Raw genomic sequence first — 17,997 nt, forward strand, 5'->3', positions numbered from 1 at the left:
TGGTCGTCCAGCACGTCCGGCTCCAGCCCCGCCGACTGCACATTCTCCACGGCCTCAGCCGACACGGTCACGTCTGTCATCAGGTGTCACTTCCTGTTCGAAGATCCACCGTTGACCGTACAGACCCCCTTGAACTTCCGAGTGCCGACGGTTGCGGGCGTGTTCTTGCCGGTGTTCAACGGAGGCAGCGGTGAGGGTATGGGCATGACATGGATAGCACCGCCGGTAGAGCGCACCACGCAGCTGGGCGGCCTGGGCACCGTACCGGAGCGTCAGATGCTGGACGGCTGGCTGAGCTGGCATCGGGAGACGTTGTTGGCCAAGTGTGCCGGTCTGGAGCCCGCCCAGTTGGCGCGGACGACCGTGCAGCCGTCGAATCTCACTCTCCTCGGTTTGGTTCGCCACATGGCGGAGGTCGAGCGTTGGTGGTTCCGGCGGAGCTTCGCGGGTGAGGCTGTAGGAGATGTCTTCACCGGCCCGTCGGATGGCGATGAGGGACTCGACGGAGTTCACGAGGCGGACGCAGAGAGGGACTTCGGATTGTTCCGCGCCGAGGTCGAAGCGTGTGACGCCGCGGCGGCAGGACGTGACCTCGACGAGACGTTCACGTCCTCGCGCGGCGTCTCCCTCAGCCTGCGCTGGGTCTACGTGATGATGATCCAGGAGTACGCCCGCCACAACGGCCATGCCGACTTCCTGCGTGAGCGGACCGACGGGGCAACTGGTAACTGAGCCCGCTTCCTTGGGCGGTTCGTCCCTTCCGGATCGGGTGCGGGCTTTGGCGGCGCTCCTGGCCGCCGGTCGGGACGACGTCTGGACCAGCGAGGACGGCACCCGGGCCCCCTCGCTGACAGCCGCCAGGTGATGCCGGGGAGCTCACCGGCCTGCTCGCCCCTGGCGAGAGGCGACGCTGCGTCGGGACACGCCTACCCGTGTTGTGCCGTCAAATGTCGGGGAGTTGCGCAGGAGTGGGTTTCAACCCGTCCAGGGTGAGGTCGAGAACATTCGCCTTTGCGCAAGCTTTGCTTCACGGGGTGATGCGCGCCACGTGACATGTGAAATTGTACTTCTGTCATGCTCTAGTCATCCACGCGTCGCGTGCCCACCCCCGTCCGGGAGCACCTATCGTGAGTAGAGCCCACACCTCCGGCGGCCGCGTCTCCATCCTCGGACTGGCGTCCTCGGCGTTGAAGGACGGCCCAAGCCCAGGCTTCTCAGTTGCAGCTGCAACGATCGGCGGCCGTGAGCGAACCAGCGGCGTTCGCGGTGCGGTTGGCTGCTCAGCGTCCCCGCGTACCGCGCCCTCGGCCACCTCGTCGCCCTCGCCGCCGACGGTCTCCCCGCTGCCGACGGTCTCCCCGCCGTCGACGGTGAGCCCACCAACATTGTGGGTCCCGCCCCCGGAGAGCCCGGTGTGACCCCGGCCCTCAGCCTGTCTGCCCCTGGGTGCCCCTGATCCGGGATGCCCGCGGCGGCGCCTGCTCATCGGCCTGACTGCGACAGCTCCGCCCCGATTCCGGCGCGAGCGCCGGTGGCTACCGTCTGTCGATGCGGTTGAGGTCGACACCGCGAAGCCCTCGCCGGTGTCTGCAGGTGATGGCCACGGCCCGCCCACATCAACGAACTGACGGGCCGTCATCCATGTCGGCGCCGTGCAGTCGGCTGCCCGGCTGTCAGCAACCAGGGTGAGCAGACATCGCACTTCGCTCCATATCCGCGGGCCCACCCGACCCCGCCCATGAAGCATTCCCGTTGAGCACCCAACTGACCGCACGTCACCTTGCCCAGCCCTCCTACCAGGCATGAAGGGAACCCCGTGACAGCAGTGCCCTCACGTCCGCGCGTTCGCCGTGCGTTCGGGAAACTCACCGCCCCTCTGCTCACCTTGGCCTTGGCTGTGGCCGGAACCATCGCGGCCACCGGATCGACCCACGCAGAGGACCAACACCCGGCCTCGGCGGGCTGGGTACGGACCCATGACAGTTGGGTGCGGGTCCGGCCCGGCCATCCGCACACCGCCGCCGATGCCCTGACCGCACTGACTGCCAGAACGGTTCCGTCCGTGACCCGGCGGCCGTTCCACCCCACGGGTCTGGTCAACAACGAGCAGCCCGAGGTGACCTACCACGGCGGACAGGACTCGGTGGGCGTCACATCCGGACCCCCGAGGGTGTACATCGTCTACTGGGGCTCCCAGTGGGGCACCGCGGGCAAGGACGACGCAGGCTACACCACGCTCTCCAACGACCCGGAGCACGCGGCCCCCTACCAGCAGTCCTTCTTCAAGGGACTGGGGACCAAGGGCGACGCTTGGAGCGGCGTGATGACCCAGTACTGCGAGAGCGTCACCACCGGCTCCACGAAATGCCCTGTCAACTCCCCGCACGTGGGCGTCCCACACGGCGACGCGCTGGCGGGGGTCTGGGTTGACAACTCCACCGCCGCGCCGCAGGCCGCCACCGAACCGCAGATCGCCGCCGAGGCGGCGGCGGCCGCCAAGCACTTCGGCAACACCTCAACAGCCAGCAACCGCAACGTCCAGTACGTGGTCACCACCGCCCAGGGCCTGGATCCGGACCACTGGCACGAACTGAACAGTTGGTGCGCCTGGCACACCTTCGAGCGTTCCAGCTACGGCACCCTCGCATACACGCTCATGCCGTACCTCACGGACTACAAGTACTGCGGCACCAACTGGATCAACCCCGGGCCGCGTGGCCGCCTCGACGGCTGGAGCATCCTGGGGAGCCACGAGTACGCCGAGACCATCACGGACCAGAACGCCATCGGAGGATGGATCGACCCGGCCGGCCAGGAGGACGGAGACAAGTGTGCCTGGATCACCGAGGGGACGCCGGGCGGACTGTTCAACCTCCAACTCGCGACCGGTTCCTTCGCGGTCCAGACGACCTGGTCCAACGACCAGCACACCTGCTCCGGCTCCCATCCCGTGGTCGCCAACCGGCCGCTTGTGGTGAGCACCCTGTGTGACCGCACGGCACCCCTCGACCGTCCGGTGTCGGTGCCGGTCATCGCCACGGACCGGGCGTCGAAGGCACTGCGGTACTCGGCCTCCGGACTGCCGCGCGGTCTGTCGATCGACCCGCGCACCGGACTGATCCACGGCCGTAGCGACCAGCGCGGCACTCGCGCGGTCACGGTGACGGTCCGGGACAGTGCAGGGAACCAGGCGTCGACCCGTTTCCACCTCGGCATACTCCACAACGCTGCGTACGGTTGCGGGGGCATCGAGCAAGTCGTCGACCCGGGCTTCGAGGTTCCCGCGGACGCCAAGGGCAACTACCCGGGCTGGTGGACCCAGTCCTCTCCCGGGATCATCACCCAGTCCACCGCACACGCCTCCCGCTCCGGCAAGGGCTACGCCTGGCTCGGCCGCAACGCTTCCCAGGACGACACGCTCTCCCAAGCCGTGGAGACGACCCCCGGTTACACCCGGGCCCACTTCTCCTTCTGGCTGCACGTGGACTCCACCAACGCATCGACGCAGCCCCAGGACACCCTCACCCTGGAGCTGGACGACCAGTACTCCGGCAAGCGCATCGCCGTACTGCGCACCTGGTCCAACCTCGACACCACATCCGGCTACGTACCCGTCGGCATCGACCTGACGCCTTATGCGGCACCCGAGTTCGGCTCAACGGTGATCGTCAAGTTCACCTCGCACGAGACGGGCAGCGCCGCCACAGCCTTCCTCGTGGACGACACCTCGTTCCGCCTCGCGTGATGCCGCCGGGCGCTCCGGACGGGGCGGTCATCCGGGCCGGGCGCCATGGCGCCGCGTCGCCCGGCCGGACGTGGTGTCAGCTCCACCGCTGCTGCGCGCATGCGGTCATCGCGTCGTACAAGAACTGAGCCGGTGTGGTGGGGCGCAGAGCGTGGCGCCACGGCCCTGGCGCTCGCGGTCCCGGGAGGGCGGTGAACGCCAGGGCGGGCGGCCGGGCGGCCGCTCGGGAGGCGTCGTGCCGACCACCCAGCTCCCCTAGGGGCGCCGCGCGAGCTTGTCACGGCGCACATACGGTGGGAAGCATGCCCGAGCTGCCTGATGTCGAAGGGTTCCGGCGCGTCCTGGACTCCTGTGTGCGCGGGCGGTCTATCGAGCGTGTCGAGGTCGCGGATCCGGGTGTGCTGCGGGAGGTGACGCCGTGGCGCCTCGAACGGGCGCTGGTGGGACGATGCTTCGCGGAGCCGAGGCGGCACGGCAAGTGGCTGATCGCCGCCACGGACGGGCCCGTCGTCCTGCTGCACTTCGGGATGACCGGATCCCTGGTCTGCTGTTCGCCCGCGGACCCGCTCGGTCGGCATGACCGGGTGGCCTTTGTCGCCGGTGAGCGTCAGCTGCGCTACCGCGACCAGCGCAAGCTGCAGGGGATCAGGCTCGTGGCCGATCAGGACGGTGTGCGGCGGGCACTGTCCGAGCTGGGACCGGATGCCCTGGACGTGGGTCCCGCCGAGTTCGACGAGTTGATCGACGGGCGGCGGGCACGGATCAAGGCGGTGCTGATGGACCAGTCCGTGCTGGCCGGGCTCGGCAATCTGCTCGCCGACGAGATCCTGTGGCGCGCCCGAGTGGCCCCGGACCGCCAGGCCGCCGGCCTTGCCGCCGAGGAACGCCGACGAATCCATCGGGCGATGCGCCGCGTCCTGCGTGACTCAGTGCGCGTCGGGCACATTCCCGCGGGCTCGACCTGGCTCACCGGTCGACGCGACAGCCCGGACCCGGCCTGCCCGCGCTGCGGCACGCGGCTGAGGCGCGGCCGGATCACCGGCCGGACGACCCTGTGGTGCCCCCACTGCCAGGGGGAGGGCCAGGCTCTGTCCGGCGCCGCCGGAGTGCCCGCGGTCGAACAAGATCCGTCGGACGACCCAGGCCGGGAGTGACGGTCACCCGGCCTTCGGGCAGCCCTGGCATCCACTCCATGAAGGCTGGGCTCAGGCGGCCGGGAGCATCGGCGGGAGGAGCAGCCGGCGGTGCGCATGCCACTTGGAGCAACGGCGACGACGTAGGGACCCCAACTGCCGCCCGTCCGCGCCGCTTCCGCATACCCCCGCGGCAGCGGCGAATTGCCAATGAGGGCTTCGCCCTCCTTGCGCGGTGCTCGAACGCCGCCGAAACTGCATGGGAACACCAGTGCCATTGCACCGCGTGCTGTGCGCCTCAGCTGTTCGGGGCAGGCGCAAGGATGCCAGGAGCGAGCCGATGGATCTGGAACTCCGCCACCTGCGGGTCTTGTGCGCGATCGCCGATGCCGGGACCGTGAGCGGGGCTGCCGGCGTCCTCGGGTACTCGCAACAGGCGCTGAGCGCACAGCTTCGACGGATCGAGAGCTACTTCGGCGACTTGTTGTTCGAGCGCAACTCCGGTGGGGTGGAGCCGACGCCGTACGGCGTCGAGGTCCTGACGCAGGCGCGCGACGTCGTGGCCCGGGCCAACGCCATTGGGCGGCGGCGACCTGCGGACGGCGGGCGGGAGCGGCGGGTGCTGCGACTGGCCGCGACCAACTCGCCGGTCCTGCCCGGCATGGCCAGCAGGATTCGGAGCCGATTGCCCGATCTGGTGTTCACGGTGAGCAGCGTCTATGCGTCCTCGGAGATCGTCGAACTGTTGGAGCGGGGCGAGCTGGACGCCGCGATCGCGGCGGACTACCCCGGGCTCGACCTGCGGCACTCCGATGCCGTCACGCATCGCGGATTCGCCACCGAGCCGTCGTTCGTGGCGCTCTCAGCCCGGCATCGGCTCCGGAGCGCCCTGGAGATCACGCTCGCCGACCTGGCCGACGAAGTGTGGTTCCTGACTCCGGATGACGGGGCCGGCTGGCCCAGTGTGTTCTACGGGGCGTGCCGGTCGGCCGGGTTCACCCCGGCGGCGGTCAACGAGTTCCTCGGCGACCAGCTGCACCTGCAGGACATGATCGCGGACGGCCTCGGCGTCTCCATGGTGCAGGCGACGACGCGGCCGATTCCCGGAGTGGTCGTCAAGCCGCTTGCCGGCACGCCGCTGTGGTGCCGCTACGTACTGGCCTGGCGCCGGGAGAGCATCACTGACGAGATCGCGGAGACGCTGTTCGGCTCGGCCGTCGCGGCATACCGGAACCTGATCGCGCAGGCGCCCCACTTCCAGTTGTGGGCATCGCGGACGCACAAGAACGTCCGCGCATAAGGAATCGAATCCGCCGCGGGCGGAACCGTGCGCAAAGGTCGGCCACGGGAGGGCCGGATGTTGTGGCCCGAGCGGGCAGACTGCTGTGTCTCAGGGCGTTGTCGCGGGTCACGGTGACTGGGAGCGTGCGTGGTGCACCCCCCACGTCCCCCTGGCGTTCACCTCCCTGAAGGAGCGTCATGATAGGCACCCGACCAAGACGAGCGCTCGGAAGGCTAGCGGCGAGCCTGACGGCCGCCGTAATAGCGCTCTGTCTCGGCACCGGCCCGGCGCTCGCGGTCGTCGCACCGAGCCATGCTGCCGGGACCGTCGGCAGTCCCCCCACCCACCAAACCCGGACCCACACCCACCAAACCGGGACCCCCACCCACGAACCTCGGACCTCGGCCTCGCCTGCCCCCACCGGCGCCTCGACCGCTGGAACTGACGCCGGCGCCGTCCAGCACGGGCGGCTGTCGCCAGGCCGGATCCCGCCGCCGCGCCCCATCGTGGCCCGGGGCTCCGCGCAGTCCTCGCGGAAGCACACGCAGTCCTGCACTCCGGCGGCCTTCAGCAGCCGCACCGGTCAGGCCTTGGCCTCCTACATAGAGTCCTCGACCACCGACTGCATCAACACCCTGTTCTCGACCACCGGAAGCGACGCGCACGGCGTCTTCCAGGAGTCCCAGATGATCCCGGTCGCGCAGGCCTTCCAACGCCTGTCCGGGGGATACTCCGGCGACAACTCCGCGGGAATCTGGCAGCTCGTCATCTACCTGCGCGCCGGATACTACGTGCAGTACTACGACTCCGCCGACGTCGGCTCCTACGACGCGAATCTGACCACGGCGGTCGTCGGCGGCCTCAACGCCTTCTTCGCCGGCGCCCACTCCAAGGACGTCTCCACGACGAACGGCAACGTCCTGGGCGACGCCGTGATCCTCACCGACAGCGCCAACATCCAACAGGACTACCTGGGCACCTACAAGCGGATCCTCAACGCCTACAACAGCTCGTGGGACGCCTACTACGCGATGGACGGCGTCGTCTACGACGTCTACACCCCGTTGTGGCGAGGCCAGTGGAACCCCGCCTTCGTGACCGCCATCACCCACGATTCGAGCATCATCACCACGCTCGACTCGTTCGCCCTCCATCACACGAGCCTGCTCGGCGGCAACAACACTTTCCTGGACGCGGACGCCGGCCAGGACCTGGCCATCTACGTCCAGTTCCCGGCGCTCCAGGCGACCGTCAGACCACTGATGCTCGGCCTCCTGCACGCCTCACACATCTCCGGCACCACCGCCGCGCTCTGGGTCGCCGTCGCCGAGCAGAGCAACGCCTACGACAACGCGAACTGCTCGTACTACGGCACCTGCGATCTCACGGCCCAGCTCACCGCGGCCGCGCTGCCGACCACGTACCACTGCAACTCCGAGATCACGGTCCTCGCGCAGTCGCTGAGCCCGGCCGACCTCACCGCCGCCTGCTCCAACCTCGCGGGCCAGGACTCCTACTTCCAGGGCGTGGCGAAGGACAACGGCCCGATCCCGAACCAGTACAACACCACCGACAACGTCGTCGTGTTCTCCAGCCGGCTGAACTACGTCATCTACGCCGGAGCGATCTACGGCGTGCCGACCAACAACGGCGGAATCACCCTCTACGGCGACCCGTCGGCCCCGGGGAACCAGGACTACTCCATCCTGTACCAGGATCCCGGCCCGGACGGCTACACGGACAACATCTGGAACCTCAACTACGAATACACCCACTTCCTCGACGCCAGGTACGACACCAAGGGCACCTGGACCCAGATAGAGACCGAGCCGAACATCTGGTGGGTGGAGGGGATCTCCGGATACATCTCGTACAGCTACCGAGGCATCGTCGACACCGAGGCGGTAGCTGACGCGGGAAAGCACACCTATCCGCTGAGCACCCTGTGGCAGACCACCTACGCCAACAGCGACAACGACCGCGTCTTCCCCTGGGGCTACCTGGCGGTGCGCTACATGCTCGAACAGCACCCGGCCGACGTCCAGGCGATCCTGACGTACTTCCGGAACGGTGACTACACCGGCGCGTACAACTACTACACCAACACCATCGGCACCAGGTACGACGCGGACTTCAACTCCTGGCTCGACGCCCTCGCGGGCGTCGGCACCCTCCCGACCTGCGCCGGCACCAACCACCAGGCGATGGGCCAGAACTGCTCGCGCGGCAACCAGTCGGCCACCGCGGGCAACCTGGACTACCTCTTCATCTGGCTCCCGGCCGGCACGACGACGCTGACGGTCGCCACGAACGGCGGCACCGGGAGCGCGTCCCTGTACTACGACCCCGACACCTGGGCGACGCCGAGCACGTACACCGCCTCGTCGACCAACTCCGGCGCGGCTCAACACATCACCGTCAGCAACACCTCGGCCGGCTACCGGTACATCAGCCTGTACGCCGTCACCGACTTCAGCGGAGTCACCGTGACCACGCGGTACTGATCCGCTGACCCCGTGCGGTCCCCGGCCGGTCGATCACCGTCCGGGGACCGCTCCTCCCGCGGCTTCCCGAAGAGGTGACCAGCCCGTATGAACCCCCGCTATGCCATCACCGACCACGCCTTCACCGTTCCCCTCGACCACGACGATCCGAGCGGTCCGACGATCGAGGTGTTCGCGCGCGAGGTGGCTGACCCGACCCGGGCCGTCGACAAGCTGCCTTGGCTGGTGTTCCTGCAGGGGGGTCCGGGCGGTAAGTCGCCGCGGCCGCTGGGCCGCTACCCCGGCTGGCTCCACCGAGCGCTCGCAACGCACCGCGTGCTGCTGCTCGATCAGCGCGGCACGGGCCGCAGCACGCCCGTGACGCCAGGCGCGGCGGCCAGGTTCGGATCGGGCAAGGATCTCGCAAGGTACCTGTCGCTCCACCGCGCCGACACCATCGTCCGCGACGCGGAGCTGATTCGGCGGCAGCTCTGCGGCGACGAGCCGTGGGAGACCCTGGGCCAGAGCTACGGCGGATTCATCACGCTGACGTATCTGTCCTACGCACCTGAGGGACTCCGGGCCTGTCACATCACCGGCGGCATCCCCGGCCTTGCCGCCACCGCCGACGACGTCTACCGGCACACCTATCCGCGGGTCGAGGCCAAGAACGCCGAGTACTACGCGCGCTATCCGGACGATGTGGAGAAGGTGCGCCGGATCGCGGACCTCGCCGACTCCGGACGAATCCTGCTGCCGGACGGCGACCGGCTGACGGCGCGACGGCTGCGGACCCTCGGCCTGGTGTTCGGCATGGGCGACGGGTACGAGCGCGTGCACTGGCTCCTCGACGAGGCCTTCGACGCCGCCGGGGAGTTGACGGACACTTTTCTGCTCCAGGTGATGCAACAGACCGGGTTCGTCGAGAACCCCCTGTTCACGATCCTCCAAGAGCCGTGCTTCGCCCAGGACAATCGGCCGACGGCCTGGGCGGCGCGACGGATCGCGGGCGAACACCCCCGCTTCGCCGAGGACGCGGCCCCGTTGCTGTTCACCGGGGAGATGATCTACCCCTGGATGTTCGAGGAGATCAGAGCCCTGCGACCGTTCGCCGAAGCCGCCGAACTGCTCGCCGCCTGGACCGACTGGCCGCCGCTCTACGACCCGCAGCGCCTGGCCGCCAATCAGGTCCCGCTGGCCGCGGTCGTCTACCACGACGACATGTACGTCGACGCGGACCTTTCGCTGCGCACCGTGCGCCAGCTGGGCTCGGCCCGGGCGTGGGTGACCAACGAGTGGGAGCACGACGGTGTGAACGCGTCCGGCGACGCCGTACTGTCGCGGCTCATGGACATGACCGCCGGTCGTCTGTGACCGACCAGCGACGGCACGCCGTTAACGGGGCCGTCGACTCACGCACGGGTTTCTCACCGCCCTGCCAGCGCCCGTCCAACTGCTCCGGGTGGGTGCCATCGAGCCGGGATCGGGCGGCTCGGCCTAGCCGGGGGTCTCACCGGGAAGGCGGTACGCGGCGAGGGCGGCAATGTCGTCGTGGAGGCTCGCGTCGCTGTAGGCGAGCAGGTCCTGGTGCAGTTGGTCGAGGAGCTCGCGGGGTGGGAGAGCGGCCCATGACCGGATGCGTTCGACGAGTGGGTAGAAGGCTCCGGTGCGGTCGCGTGTCTCGGTTACGCCATCGGTGTACATCAGCAGGTGGTCGCCAGGGCTGAAGGGCTCCACGTCCACGTGGTAGTCGTCCCCGAGCAGAACACCGAGGTTGATGGGCGGTGAGGGATCGGTCGGATCCAGTTCGGTGACCCCGTCGCGGGTGATGAGCAGGGGCGGCGGGTGGCCGCAGTTGACGATGCGGACCACGGGTTCGTGGTCGGGAATTTCGGCGAACACCGCGGTGACGAAGCGTTCCGACACGTCGCTGCCTGGAAGATGCGCGGCTCTGCGGCTCATGCTTCTCTCGACTCGGCGCGCCACCCCGGCCAGATCAGTCTCGTCGTGGGCGGCCTCGCGGAAGGCACCGAGCATCGTCGCGGCCGTTTCCACCGCGAGCAGGCCCTTGCCCCGGACGTCGCCGATGAGCAGGCGGACTCCCTGCGCGGTGGGCACCGCCTCGTACAGGTCGCCACCGATACGTGCCTCCGCGGCGGCGGACAGGTAGAGGGTTTCCACGCAGACCTGGCCGAGATGGTGGGGTACCGGGCGCAGCAGCACGCGCTGCGCGGTCTCGGCCACGGAGCGCACGGTGGCGAGGGTGCGCTCCCGGCGCGTTCGGTGGGCGGCCAGAATCGTGCCGAGGACGCCGACCAAGGTGGTGGAGATGTAGACCGCTACGTAGTGGCGTTCCCACAAGTAGCCCACGGAGCGGCCCGCGCAACACGGAGTGCCGGCCAGGACAGCTTCGAACGAGGCGGCGAAAACCGTGATGGCGGCGACGGCGACGGGGCCGTGCGCGAAGGCGGCGACCACGGGGAGGGCAATGAGCAGGAAGCTCACCGGCCACTGCACTGGAGTGAGCGGTTCGAGCACCAGGACCGCCGCGACGTATATGGCGGGCAGCCAGCGCATCCATACGGGCGGAGCAGGTACCGCCAGACTCGACTGCGCCGCGCGGCGGCTTTCAGCTGTGCGCCGACCGGGCCACCTCACTGCTCGCTCCGGCGGAGGCGGCGCGGCGGCACCGGAAGTCCTGGAGAAGCGGACGGCCGCACGACGGTGTGGCCGAGGTCCCGGCGAAAGCCCTCACGGATCCACTCACGCGGCCTGTACACAAGAACTCCTGGCGGGGCTCGGTCAAGTCAACCAGCCTTATGCGGCTCAACGGCTCAACCCGACCATTGCTTCAGCAAGGGCACGTTAGAACATTTGCGACAATCCTACGACTTTGAGATCCCTGCGAGGGATGCTGAGCTGCACTAGGTGGGACGTTGTCGCACAGGTCGCAGTAGGGAGTCATGTCAGTGCCGGGCGAGGTGACGGGCAGGCTGCCATGGACAGCGCTCGGCGCGGCGTTCATGCAGGTCAGACGCGTCCCATAGCGGCTTGAACAGCCTCACCGGATCCGCCCGACATCCTGTCCTCAGGTGCGAAGTGGGGCGGAAAGTGGTATCGGTGAGCGGCGTTATCCCAGGTCAAAGGTGCTGGGTAAGCAGGGCCCGGCTCGGTCGCCGCTCCGTCAACTCCTCCGCCGACGATGTCATCGAGCCGTACGACACACCTCATGGCGCGACTGGCGCCGCCGCTCGCGAGGACGGCCCCGTTGGAAGGTCATGCCGATGTGGCCAGCGCTGAGGCGTTGGCGCAGATGGGTTGGGTCGGTTCCGATGCCGTCAGCGGCCATGAGCTCTCGGGCCGCGCGGTTTCACCAGCAGGTCGTGCGGGGTGGGCCCGTAGCAGGCCGCGGTGTAGGTGATCGGGATACCGCAGCGCTCGGTCGTGACGCTGACCAGCGAGCGGATGGCCTCGCCGAGTCCGGCCCGGTTCACCGCCGATGCGGCAGTGACAGCGACGGCACTCCCGCGAAGGCAAGCCGCAGCATGGCCTGGGCGCGCTGCGCCGACACCTCACGGCAGCGCATCAGGCGCTTCATGGTGCTCGCCTCGGCCGCGTTAGTCCTTGGTCAGATACCCGCTGACACCGTCCTGTAGCGCACCGTAGACCAGGGCGCTGTCATCCTTGGCCGAGAGGATGAGCACCCTGGTCGGCAGTTCCTCACGCCGAACCGCACGGGCCACCTGATGACCGTCGAGCCGCGGCATGCGGTAGTCCAAGACCGCCACATCCGGTCGGAGTTCGCGAATGGCGGTCAGTGCCTGAGCCCCGTCGGCGACGTCGGCCACGGTGTCGACGTAGGCAGGTAGCGCACGCACCACGCCTTCCCGGTAGACGGCATGGTTTTCGCCTATGAGCACCCGTACGCGCTTGTCGTCCATCGGCTCAGCCCCTCCGCTCGAAGGGTGCCAGCGCAGCACACGCCGGCTACCGCTATGGCAACAGCGGCCCCCCAGAGGGCGTCGCGGTAGGTGGCCACGGAATCCGTCACGTACGCGCGTGCTGCCAGTGCGTCACCGGATACGGATATGTCGTGGTCAGCTCCGCAGCATGGACACACGACATGAGTTGCTCCGCCAGCCGAGTCCCTCGACGACAAGTCGATGCGGTGGGATTCGGTGGTGCTGGCGGAGACGGAGACCGTCTGGCCCTGGCCCAGTTGCTCCGGCGCCATACCGGCCACACGCCGCGTTGTGCCCGGCATGCCGCCGACGTCAGCAGAGCGCAAAGGCACGTGTCGACAAGCGAGAACTGGCCGAGTGGGCGCTCGCCAAGGATGCACGGGGCCAGGTCAGCGCCGGTGCGTGGCGGTCGGCTGGGTGGTGGGGAGCAGACTCCGGGTGGGTCCGGTATCGACGAGGCGTCCTGCCGCGAGGATGTGGATGGTGTCGGTGTAGGCGGCGATGAGCTGGAGTTCGTGGCTGACCAGCGCAATGGTGAGGCCGCGTTCGGTTCGCAGCCGGGTGAGCAGTTCCATGATGGCGGTCGCGGTGTCGGGGTCGAGGGCGGAGGTGACTTCGTCGCACAACAGGATGTTGGGCTCTGGCGCCAACGCGCGGGCGATGGAGACGCGTTGGCGTTGACCGCCGGAGAGTTGGTGGGGGTAGCGGCGGGCGAATTCGGCGGGTAGGCCGACGTGGTGGAGGAGTTCGGCGACCCGGTCGGGGACCTGTGCTTTCGGCACGGTTCGGTGGAGTTGGAGCGGGCGGGCGAGGGCGGCGCCGATGGTGCGGGCGGGGTTGAGGGCGCCCAGGGGGTTCTGCGGTATCAGTTGGATGCGGCGCTGGTGGTCGCGGGTGCGCTTGCGGGCAGCGGTCGGCAGCGGTTGGCCGTCGAGGGTGAGGGTGCCGGTGTCGGGGCACTGCAGTCCTGCCAGGACTCGCAGCAGTGTGGTCTTTCCGGAGCCGGAGGGGCCGACGATACCGGTGGCGCTGCCGGGGGTGGCCGTGAAGTCGATGTCCGCGAGGGCGGGGTGGGGCGTCCGGCGTTGGGTGAAGGTCACCCGGATCCCGGTGGCGACGAGCGCGGCGGCGCCGGTGGGTTGGGCGGGCTGATGCGCCTTCTCGACGGCAGGCGTTGGGGTGTGGCCGTCGAGGGCGATGACCTCGTCAGCGCACCGTGCGACGAGTTCGGGGTCGTGGCAGGCGATGACGATGGCGAGGTGGCGACGGTCGGCGAGGTGGCGCAGGAGGTCGGCGATGTCGTCGCGCAGGGCGGCGTCAAGTCCTGCGGTGGGTTCGTCCAGCAGGAGCACATCGGGTTTGCGCGCGAGCGCGCGGACCAGAGCGACCCTGCGCTGTTGTCCGCCGGACAGCGCGGTGGGGCGACGGTCGAGCAGTCCCTCGTCGACCGGCAGTCGGCACTCCACCAACAGGTCCCGCAGGGCCTGAGGGGCCGGGTCCGCGGCGACTTCGCTGACGAGGCGGCGAACGCGCATGCGCGGGTTGAGGGCGGAAGCCGGGTCCTGGCCGACGTAGGTGATGTGGTGGCGGCGTAGCTGTCGCAACTCGTCGGCGGGGAGGGCGAAGATGTCGTGGTCGAGGACCCGGATGGTTCCTGCGGTGAGGTGGGCCCCCGCGGGCAGGGCGCCGACGAGGGCGCGGAGCAGGGTGGTCTTGCCGGAGCCGGATGGGCCGGTGAGGGCAGTGATCTGACCCCGGCGGAGGACGAGGCTGGTCTCGTTCAACAGGACCGGCCCATCGGGGATGTGGATACCGACGCCGGTGGCCTGGACGACCGGTTCGCTGGTGGGGGTCATCGGGTGGTCACCGCCCGTCCCGCCGTGGTGGGTGCGAGTGCGTCGGCGGCGAGGTTGACGCTGACGGCGAGCAGGCCGATGGCGATGCTGGGCGCGACGACGGCCCAGGGGTTGAGGAGGATGCCGGGTGCGTTCTCTCGGATCATCAATGCCCAGTCGGCGGCGGGTGGTTGGGGGCCGAGTTGGAGGAATCCGGCCATGGAGATGACGTAGACCGCTTCGACGAAGCGCAGCCCGAACAGGGCCAGCACGGTCGAGCGGAGGTTGGGTAGGAGTTCGCGCAGTGCCAGATGTGACAGGTGTTCCCCGCTCGCGGTGGCCGCTTCGATGAATCCGGAGGCGGTCAGGGGCGCGGCGGCGCTGGCGATGACGCGTACCGCGTAGGGGGTGCCCAGGGCGATGGCGGCGGCGATGACGGCGAGGCGCCCGCCGCCGGGCCAGGCCAGGGCGATGAGCATGACGCCGAGGACGGGTGGCAGGAGGATGGCGATGTCGGCGGTGCGCTCGGCCCATCGGCCCAGGGTGGGGCTGAGCACGGCGAAGCAGCCGAGGACGGTGGCGAGGGCGGTGACGATCAGTGCCACCGCCAGTGCGCTGCCGATCAGTGCACCGCCGCCGTGCAGAAGTCGGCTCAGCACGTCGCGGCCCAGTTGGTCTCCGCCAAGGACCGCGCTGCCGTCCGGTGCGGCATACGGTGCGGTGATGGGTTGGTCGAGGGCGTGCGGTGCCAGGAGCGGTCCGAGCAGGCCGAAGAGTGTCAGCAGGAGGCCGGGGGCGACACGCGGCAGGATCCGCGGCCAGGAGCGGGGGCGCGGCTGGCTGAGCACGGTGGCGGTGGTGCTCATGGTCGGGCTCCCAGGGTTCGGGCGCGGATGAGGTCGGCGAGCAGCAGAACGAGGCTGATGACGGCTCCGGCGCAGGCGACCACACCGGCGATTACGGGGGTGTCGCGGTCGCCGATGGCGCCGGCCAACACGGTGCCGATGCCTGGGTAGTTGAACAGGGTCTCCACGACCACCGCGCCGCCGAGCAGCATTCCGGTGGAGGTGGCGATGCCGGTGGCGATGGCGGGCAGGGCGCCAGGAAGCTGGTGCCGCAGCAGGATGCGGCGGGACGGGAGGCCGTCGAGGTGGGCCGCTTCCACATGCGGGGCCTTCGCCTGGTCGGTGAGGGCGGCGCGGACGACGCGGGTGTTCCATCCGGTCTGTGGGACGGCAAGCGCCAACACCGGCATGACCAGCATGGTCCAGGAGGCGGGGGAGCCGTCGGCGCTGGTGGTCGTGGCGGCGGGCAGCCAGCCGGTCCACAGGGACAAGGCCAGCAACAGGCCCACGGACACCACGAATTCGGGGAGCGCGAAGGCGGCGGTGGAGGCGAGGCCGATGACGCGGTCCACCACACCGCCTGGGCGGGCCGCCGCCCAGCAGCCCAGGGCGAGCGCGGCGACCACGGTCAGGGCGAAGGCGGTGCCGCCGAGCAGGATGGTGTTGGGGAAGGGCGCGGAGAGCAGGTCGGTCACGCGCTGGCCACGTGCCGAAGTGCCCAGGTTGCCGGTGGGCAGCGCGGTGATCCACTCCCAGAACCGGATCCACACCGGCCGGTCGAGCCCCAACTGGTGGCGGCGGGCGGCGATGTCAGCGGCGCTCTCGCCGCGGTCGGAGGTCGCCGAGGCGGCGTCCCCCGGCAGCAGCTGGATCGCGGCGAAAACGACGGCGAGCAGCACGAACAGCATCAAGACCCGCTTGGCGAGCAGCAGTGCCACCCGGCCGCACACCACCGTGGCGCGGTGCAACACCGAAGGTGTGAAGGCTCCTTCCAGCGCGGTCTCGCTCATCGTGACAGCCAGACGTTTTCCAGCTGGACGCGGCCGTAGCCCGGCAGTTTGGGCAGGCCGTGGACCTTGTAGGTGGCCAGGTCGATGCCGTCGGCCATGCCCCACAGCAGGTAGCCGGACCTGTCGTACTCGATCTGCTGCAGCTCGTGCAGAGCAGTGGCCCGCGCCTTGTCGTCGGCTGTGCCGATGACCTGGCGGTATGCCTGGTCGAACTGCGGGTCGGACCAGCCTGCTTCGTTCTGTCCGGCGCCGGTGACCATGGTCTTGGAAGCGAAGAAGACCACGGAGTCGTTGGTGCCCCAGTAGTTGGTGTAGAAGTCGCCCTTGAGCCAGGTCCTGTCGTAGAAGGTGCCCGATTCCTGCTTCACGACGTTCACCTTGATGCCGGCCTCGCGGGCCTGGGCGGCGAACAGGGTGGCCGACTCGGCGAGGCCCGCGATGTCCTCGGTGGTGACCAGGTCGTAGGTGCGGGACAGGTCGAACTTCGCCTCCGCCAGTAGCTGTTCGGCCTTGGCCAGGTCGCGCCTGCGCTGCGGGATGTCCTTGGCGTACTGCGGATCGCCGGTGCCGAGGATGTCGTTGGCAACGCTGCCGTATCCGGACAGGACCTGCTTGACCATGGCTTCCCGGTCCACGACGAGCTTCATCGCCGCACGGACCCTGGGGTCGGCGAAGGGGCCGTCGGCGGTGCGCATCACGATGGGCATCGCCATGTCGTTGGGGCGGCGGATGACCTGGATGTCCGTGCGGGCGGCGGCGGTTCGGGCGGCGACGGCGCCCGCGTTGGAGGCTACGTCGATCTGCCCGGACAGCAGGGCGTTCGCCATGGCCTGCGGGCTTTCGAACATGGTCACCTCGATGGCGTCGAGGTGGACCCGGCCGCGGTACCAGTGCTCGTTGCGCAGCAGCCGGGCGTTGCCGCCGCGGTACCAGTCGAGCTTGAACGGGCCGGTGCCCGGGGCCTTGGCGATGTCCTTTTCGGGGGTGTCCTTCTTGAGGACGAAGGTCGTCAGGCGGGTGAGCAACGGCAGTTCGCCGTTGGCGTAGTCGGAGACCAGGACGACGGTGTCCTTGCCGTCGGAGGTGATGTTCTTCGCCTGGATACCTGGCAGCCGGGCGGCACCGGCGGGGGTGTTGCGCAACCGGCGCAGCGACCAGGCCACGTCGTCGGCGGTGACCGGGGTGCCGTCGTGGAAGGTGGCGCCCTTGGCGATGGTGAACCGCCAGGTCCCCAGGTCCTTCGACGGCGTCCAGCCGGAGGCCAGCCGGTCGACGGTGTTCTGCTTCAGGCCCGGTGCGGTGAGGGTGTCGTAGACGAGCGCGATGATCAGGTAGTCGCTCTCGTTGCCCTGGTTGCCGTGCGGGTCACGGGTGATCGCCGACGCGTGGCCGAGAGCGCCGACCCGGAGGGTGCCGCCTTGCTGTGGCGCGCCCTCGGGCCCCGAGGAGCCCGCGTTCTTGCTGCCGGAGCAGGCGGACAGTAGCGCGGCCGCGCCTATGCTTCCGCCGGCCCACAGTACTTGGCGCCTGTTCAGGTTCACGTCGTCCTCACTCCACATCGGGCGGCTACTTAGGATTGCCTACCCTAATAATGATCGCCTCCGCAAGCCCGCGCCCCAGATCGAACTTAGGTTTGCCTTACCTAAATTTTCGGGATAGGTTCCTCGTCGTCCGCTGACGCCGACCGACCGGCCGATCCCCG

13 protein-coding genes are annotated in these 17,997 nt (G+C 69.1%); 6 read left to right on the forward strand and 7 right to left on the reverse strand.

The annotated features are described in order from the left end of the window. Positions 1-204: 204 nt before the first annotated feature. From P2L57_RS35445 to P2L57_RS35470, 6 genes are all read left to right on the forward strand, one after another. Positions 205-732, forward strand: coding sequence for a DinB family protein (locus P2L57_RS35445; protein WP_275821820.1), 528 nt, complete (start codon positions 205-207; stop codon positions 730-732). Between the two features lie 1,165 nt (positions 733-1,897). Beyond that, positions 1,898-3,745, forward strand: coding sequence for an Ig domain-containing protein (locus tag P2L57_RS40455; RefSeq protein WP_275821822.1), 1,848 nt, complete (start codon positions 1,898-1,900; stop codon positions 3,743-3,745). A gap of 302 nt (positions 3,746-4,047) precedes the next feature. Further along, entirely contained in the window at positions 4,048-4,899 is an 852-nt protein-coding gene (locus P2L57_RS35455) for an Fpg/Nei family DNA glycosylase (RefSeq protein ID WP_275821824.1), read from the forward strand. 319 nt (positions 4,900-5,218) lie between these two features. Further along, positions 5,219-6,178: a LysR family transcriptional regulator gene (locus P2L57_RS35460; RefSeq protein ID WP_275821826.1), complete on the forward strand. Its 960-nt coding sequence runs from the start codon at positions 5,219-5,221 to the stop codon at positions 6,176-6,178. A gap of 572 nt (positions 6,179-6,750) precedes the next feature. Beyond that, positions 6,751-8,664 carry a M9 family metallopeptidase gene (locus P2L57_RS35465; RefSeq protein ID WP_372516062.1) on the forward strand — a complete coding sequence of 638 codons (1,914 nt, stop codon included), beginning with the start codon at positions 6,751-6,753 and terminating at the stop codon, positions 8,662-8,664. Between the two features lie 87 nt (positions 8,665-8,751). Continuing rightward, positions 8,752-10,017 carry an alpha/beta fold hydrolase gene (locus tag P2L57_RS35470; RefSeq protein WP_275821830.1) on the forward strand — a complete coding sequence of 422 codons (1,266 nt, stop codon included), beginning with the start codon at positions 8,752-8,754 and terminating at the stop codon, positions 10,015-10,017. Positions 10,018-10,140: 123 nt separating this feature from the next. On the opposite strand, the gene P2L57_RS35475 is transcribed toward P2L57_RS35470, so the two are convergent. The 7 genes from P2L57_RS35475 to P2L57_RS35505 form a co-directional block, all read right to left on the reverse strand. After that, the gene (locus P2L57_RS35475) at positions 10,141-11,220 is read right to left on the reverse strand and encodes a PP2C family protein-serine/threonine phosphatase (RefSeq protein WP_275821832.1); all 1,080 of its coding nucleotides are present in this window, start codon (positions 11,218-11,220) and stop codon (positions 10,141-10,143) included. Between the two features lie 761 nt (positions 11,221-11,981). Continuing rightward, positions 11,982-12,137 (reverse strand): hypothetical protein, encoded by a 156-nt coding sequence (locus tag P2L57_RS35480; RefSeq protein ID WP_275821834.1) that lies wholly within the window; start codon positions 12,135-12,137, stop codon positions 11,982-11,984. Between the two features lie 123 nt (positions 12,138-12,260). Beyond that, positions 12,261-12,584 (reverse strand): response regulator, encoded by a 324-nt coding sequence (locus P2L57_RS35485; RefSeq protein WP_275821836.1) that lies wholly within the window; start codon positions 12,582-12,584, stop codon positions 12,261-12,263. Between the two features lie 410 nt (positions 12,585-12,994). After that, positions 12,995-14,461, reverse strand: coding sequence for an ABC transporter ATP-binding protein (locus tag P2L57_RS35490; RefSeq protein WP_275821838.1), 1,467 nt, complete (start codon positions 14,459-14,461; stop codon positions 12,995-12,997). After that, a complete protein-coding gene (locus tag P2L57_RS35495; protein WP_275821840.1) occupies positions 14,458-15,306 on the reverse strand; it encodes an ABC transporter permease in 849 nt (282 codons plus the stop codon). Before P2L57_RS35495 ends, P2L57_RS35490 begins: the two co-directional genes overlap by 4 nt. Continuing rightward, positions 15,303-16,295, reverse strand: a complete 993-nt coding sequence (locus tag P2L57_RS35500; protein ID WP_275821842.1) for an ABC transporter permease — start codon at positions 16,293-16,295, stop codon at positions 15,303-15,305. Before P2L57_RS35500 ends, P2L57_RS35495 begins: the two co-directional genes overlap by 4 nt. Further along, positions 16,292-17,836: an ABC transporter substrate-binding protein gene (locus tag P2L57_RS35505; RefSeq protein WP_275821844.1), complete on the reverse strand. Its 1,545-nt coding sequence runs from the start codon at positions 17,834-17,836 to the stop codon at positions 16,292-16,294. Before P2L57_RS35505 ends, P2L57_RS35500 begins: the two co-directional genes overlap by 4 nt. Between the last annotated feature and the right edge of the window lie 161 nt (positions 17,837-17,997).

The sequence above is a fragment of the Streptantibioticus ferralitis genome, from assembly GCF_029223525.1.
GTDB classification, from domain to species: domain Bacteria; phylum Actinomycetota; class Actinomycetes; order Streptomycetales; family Streptomycetaceae; genus Streptantibioticus_A; species Streptantibioticus_A ferralitis.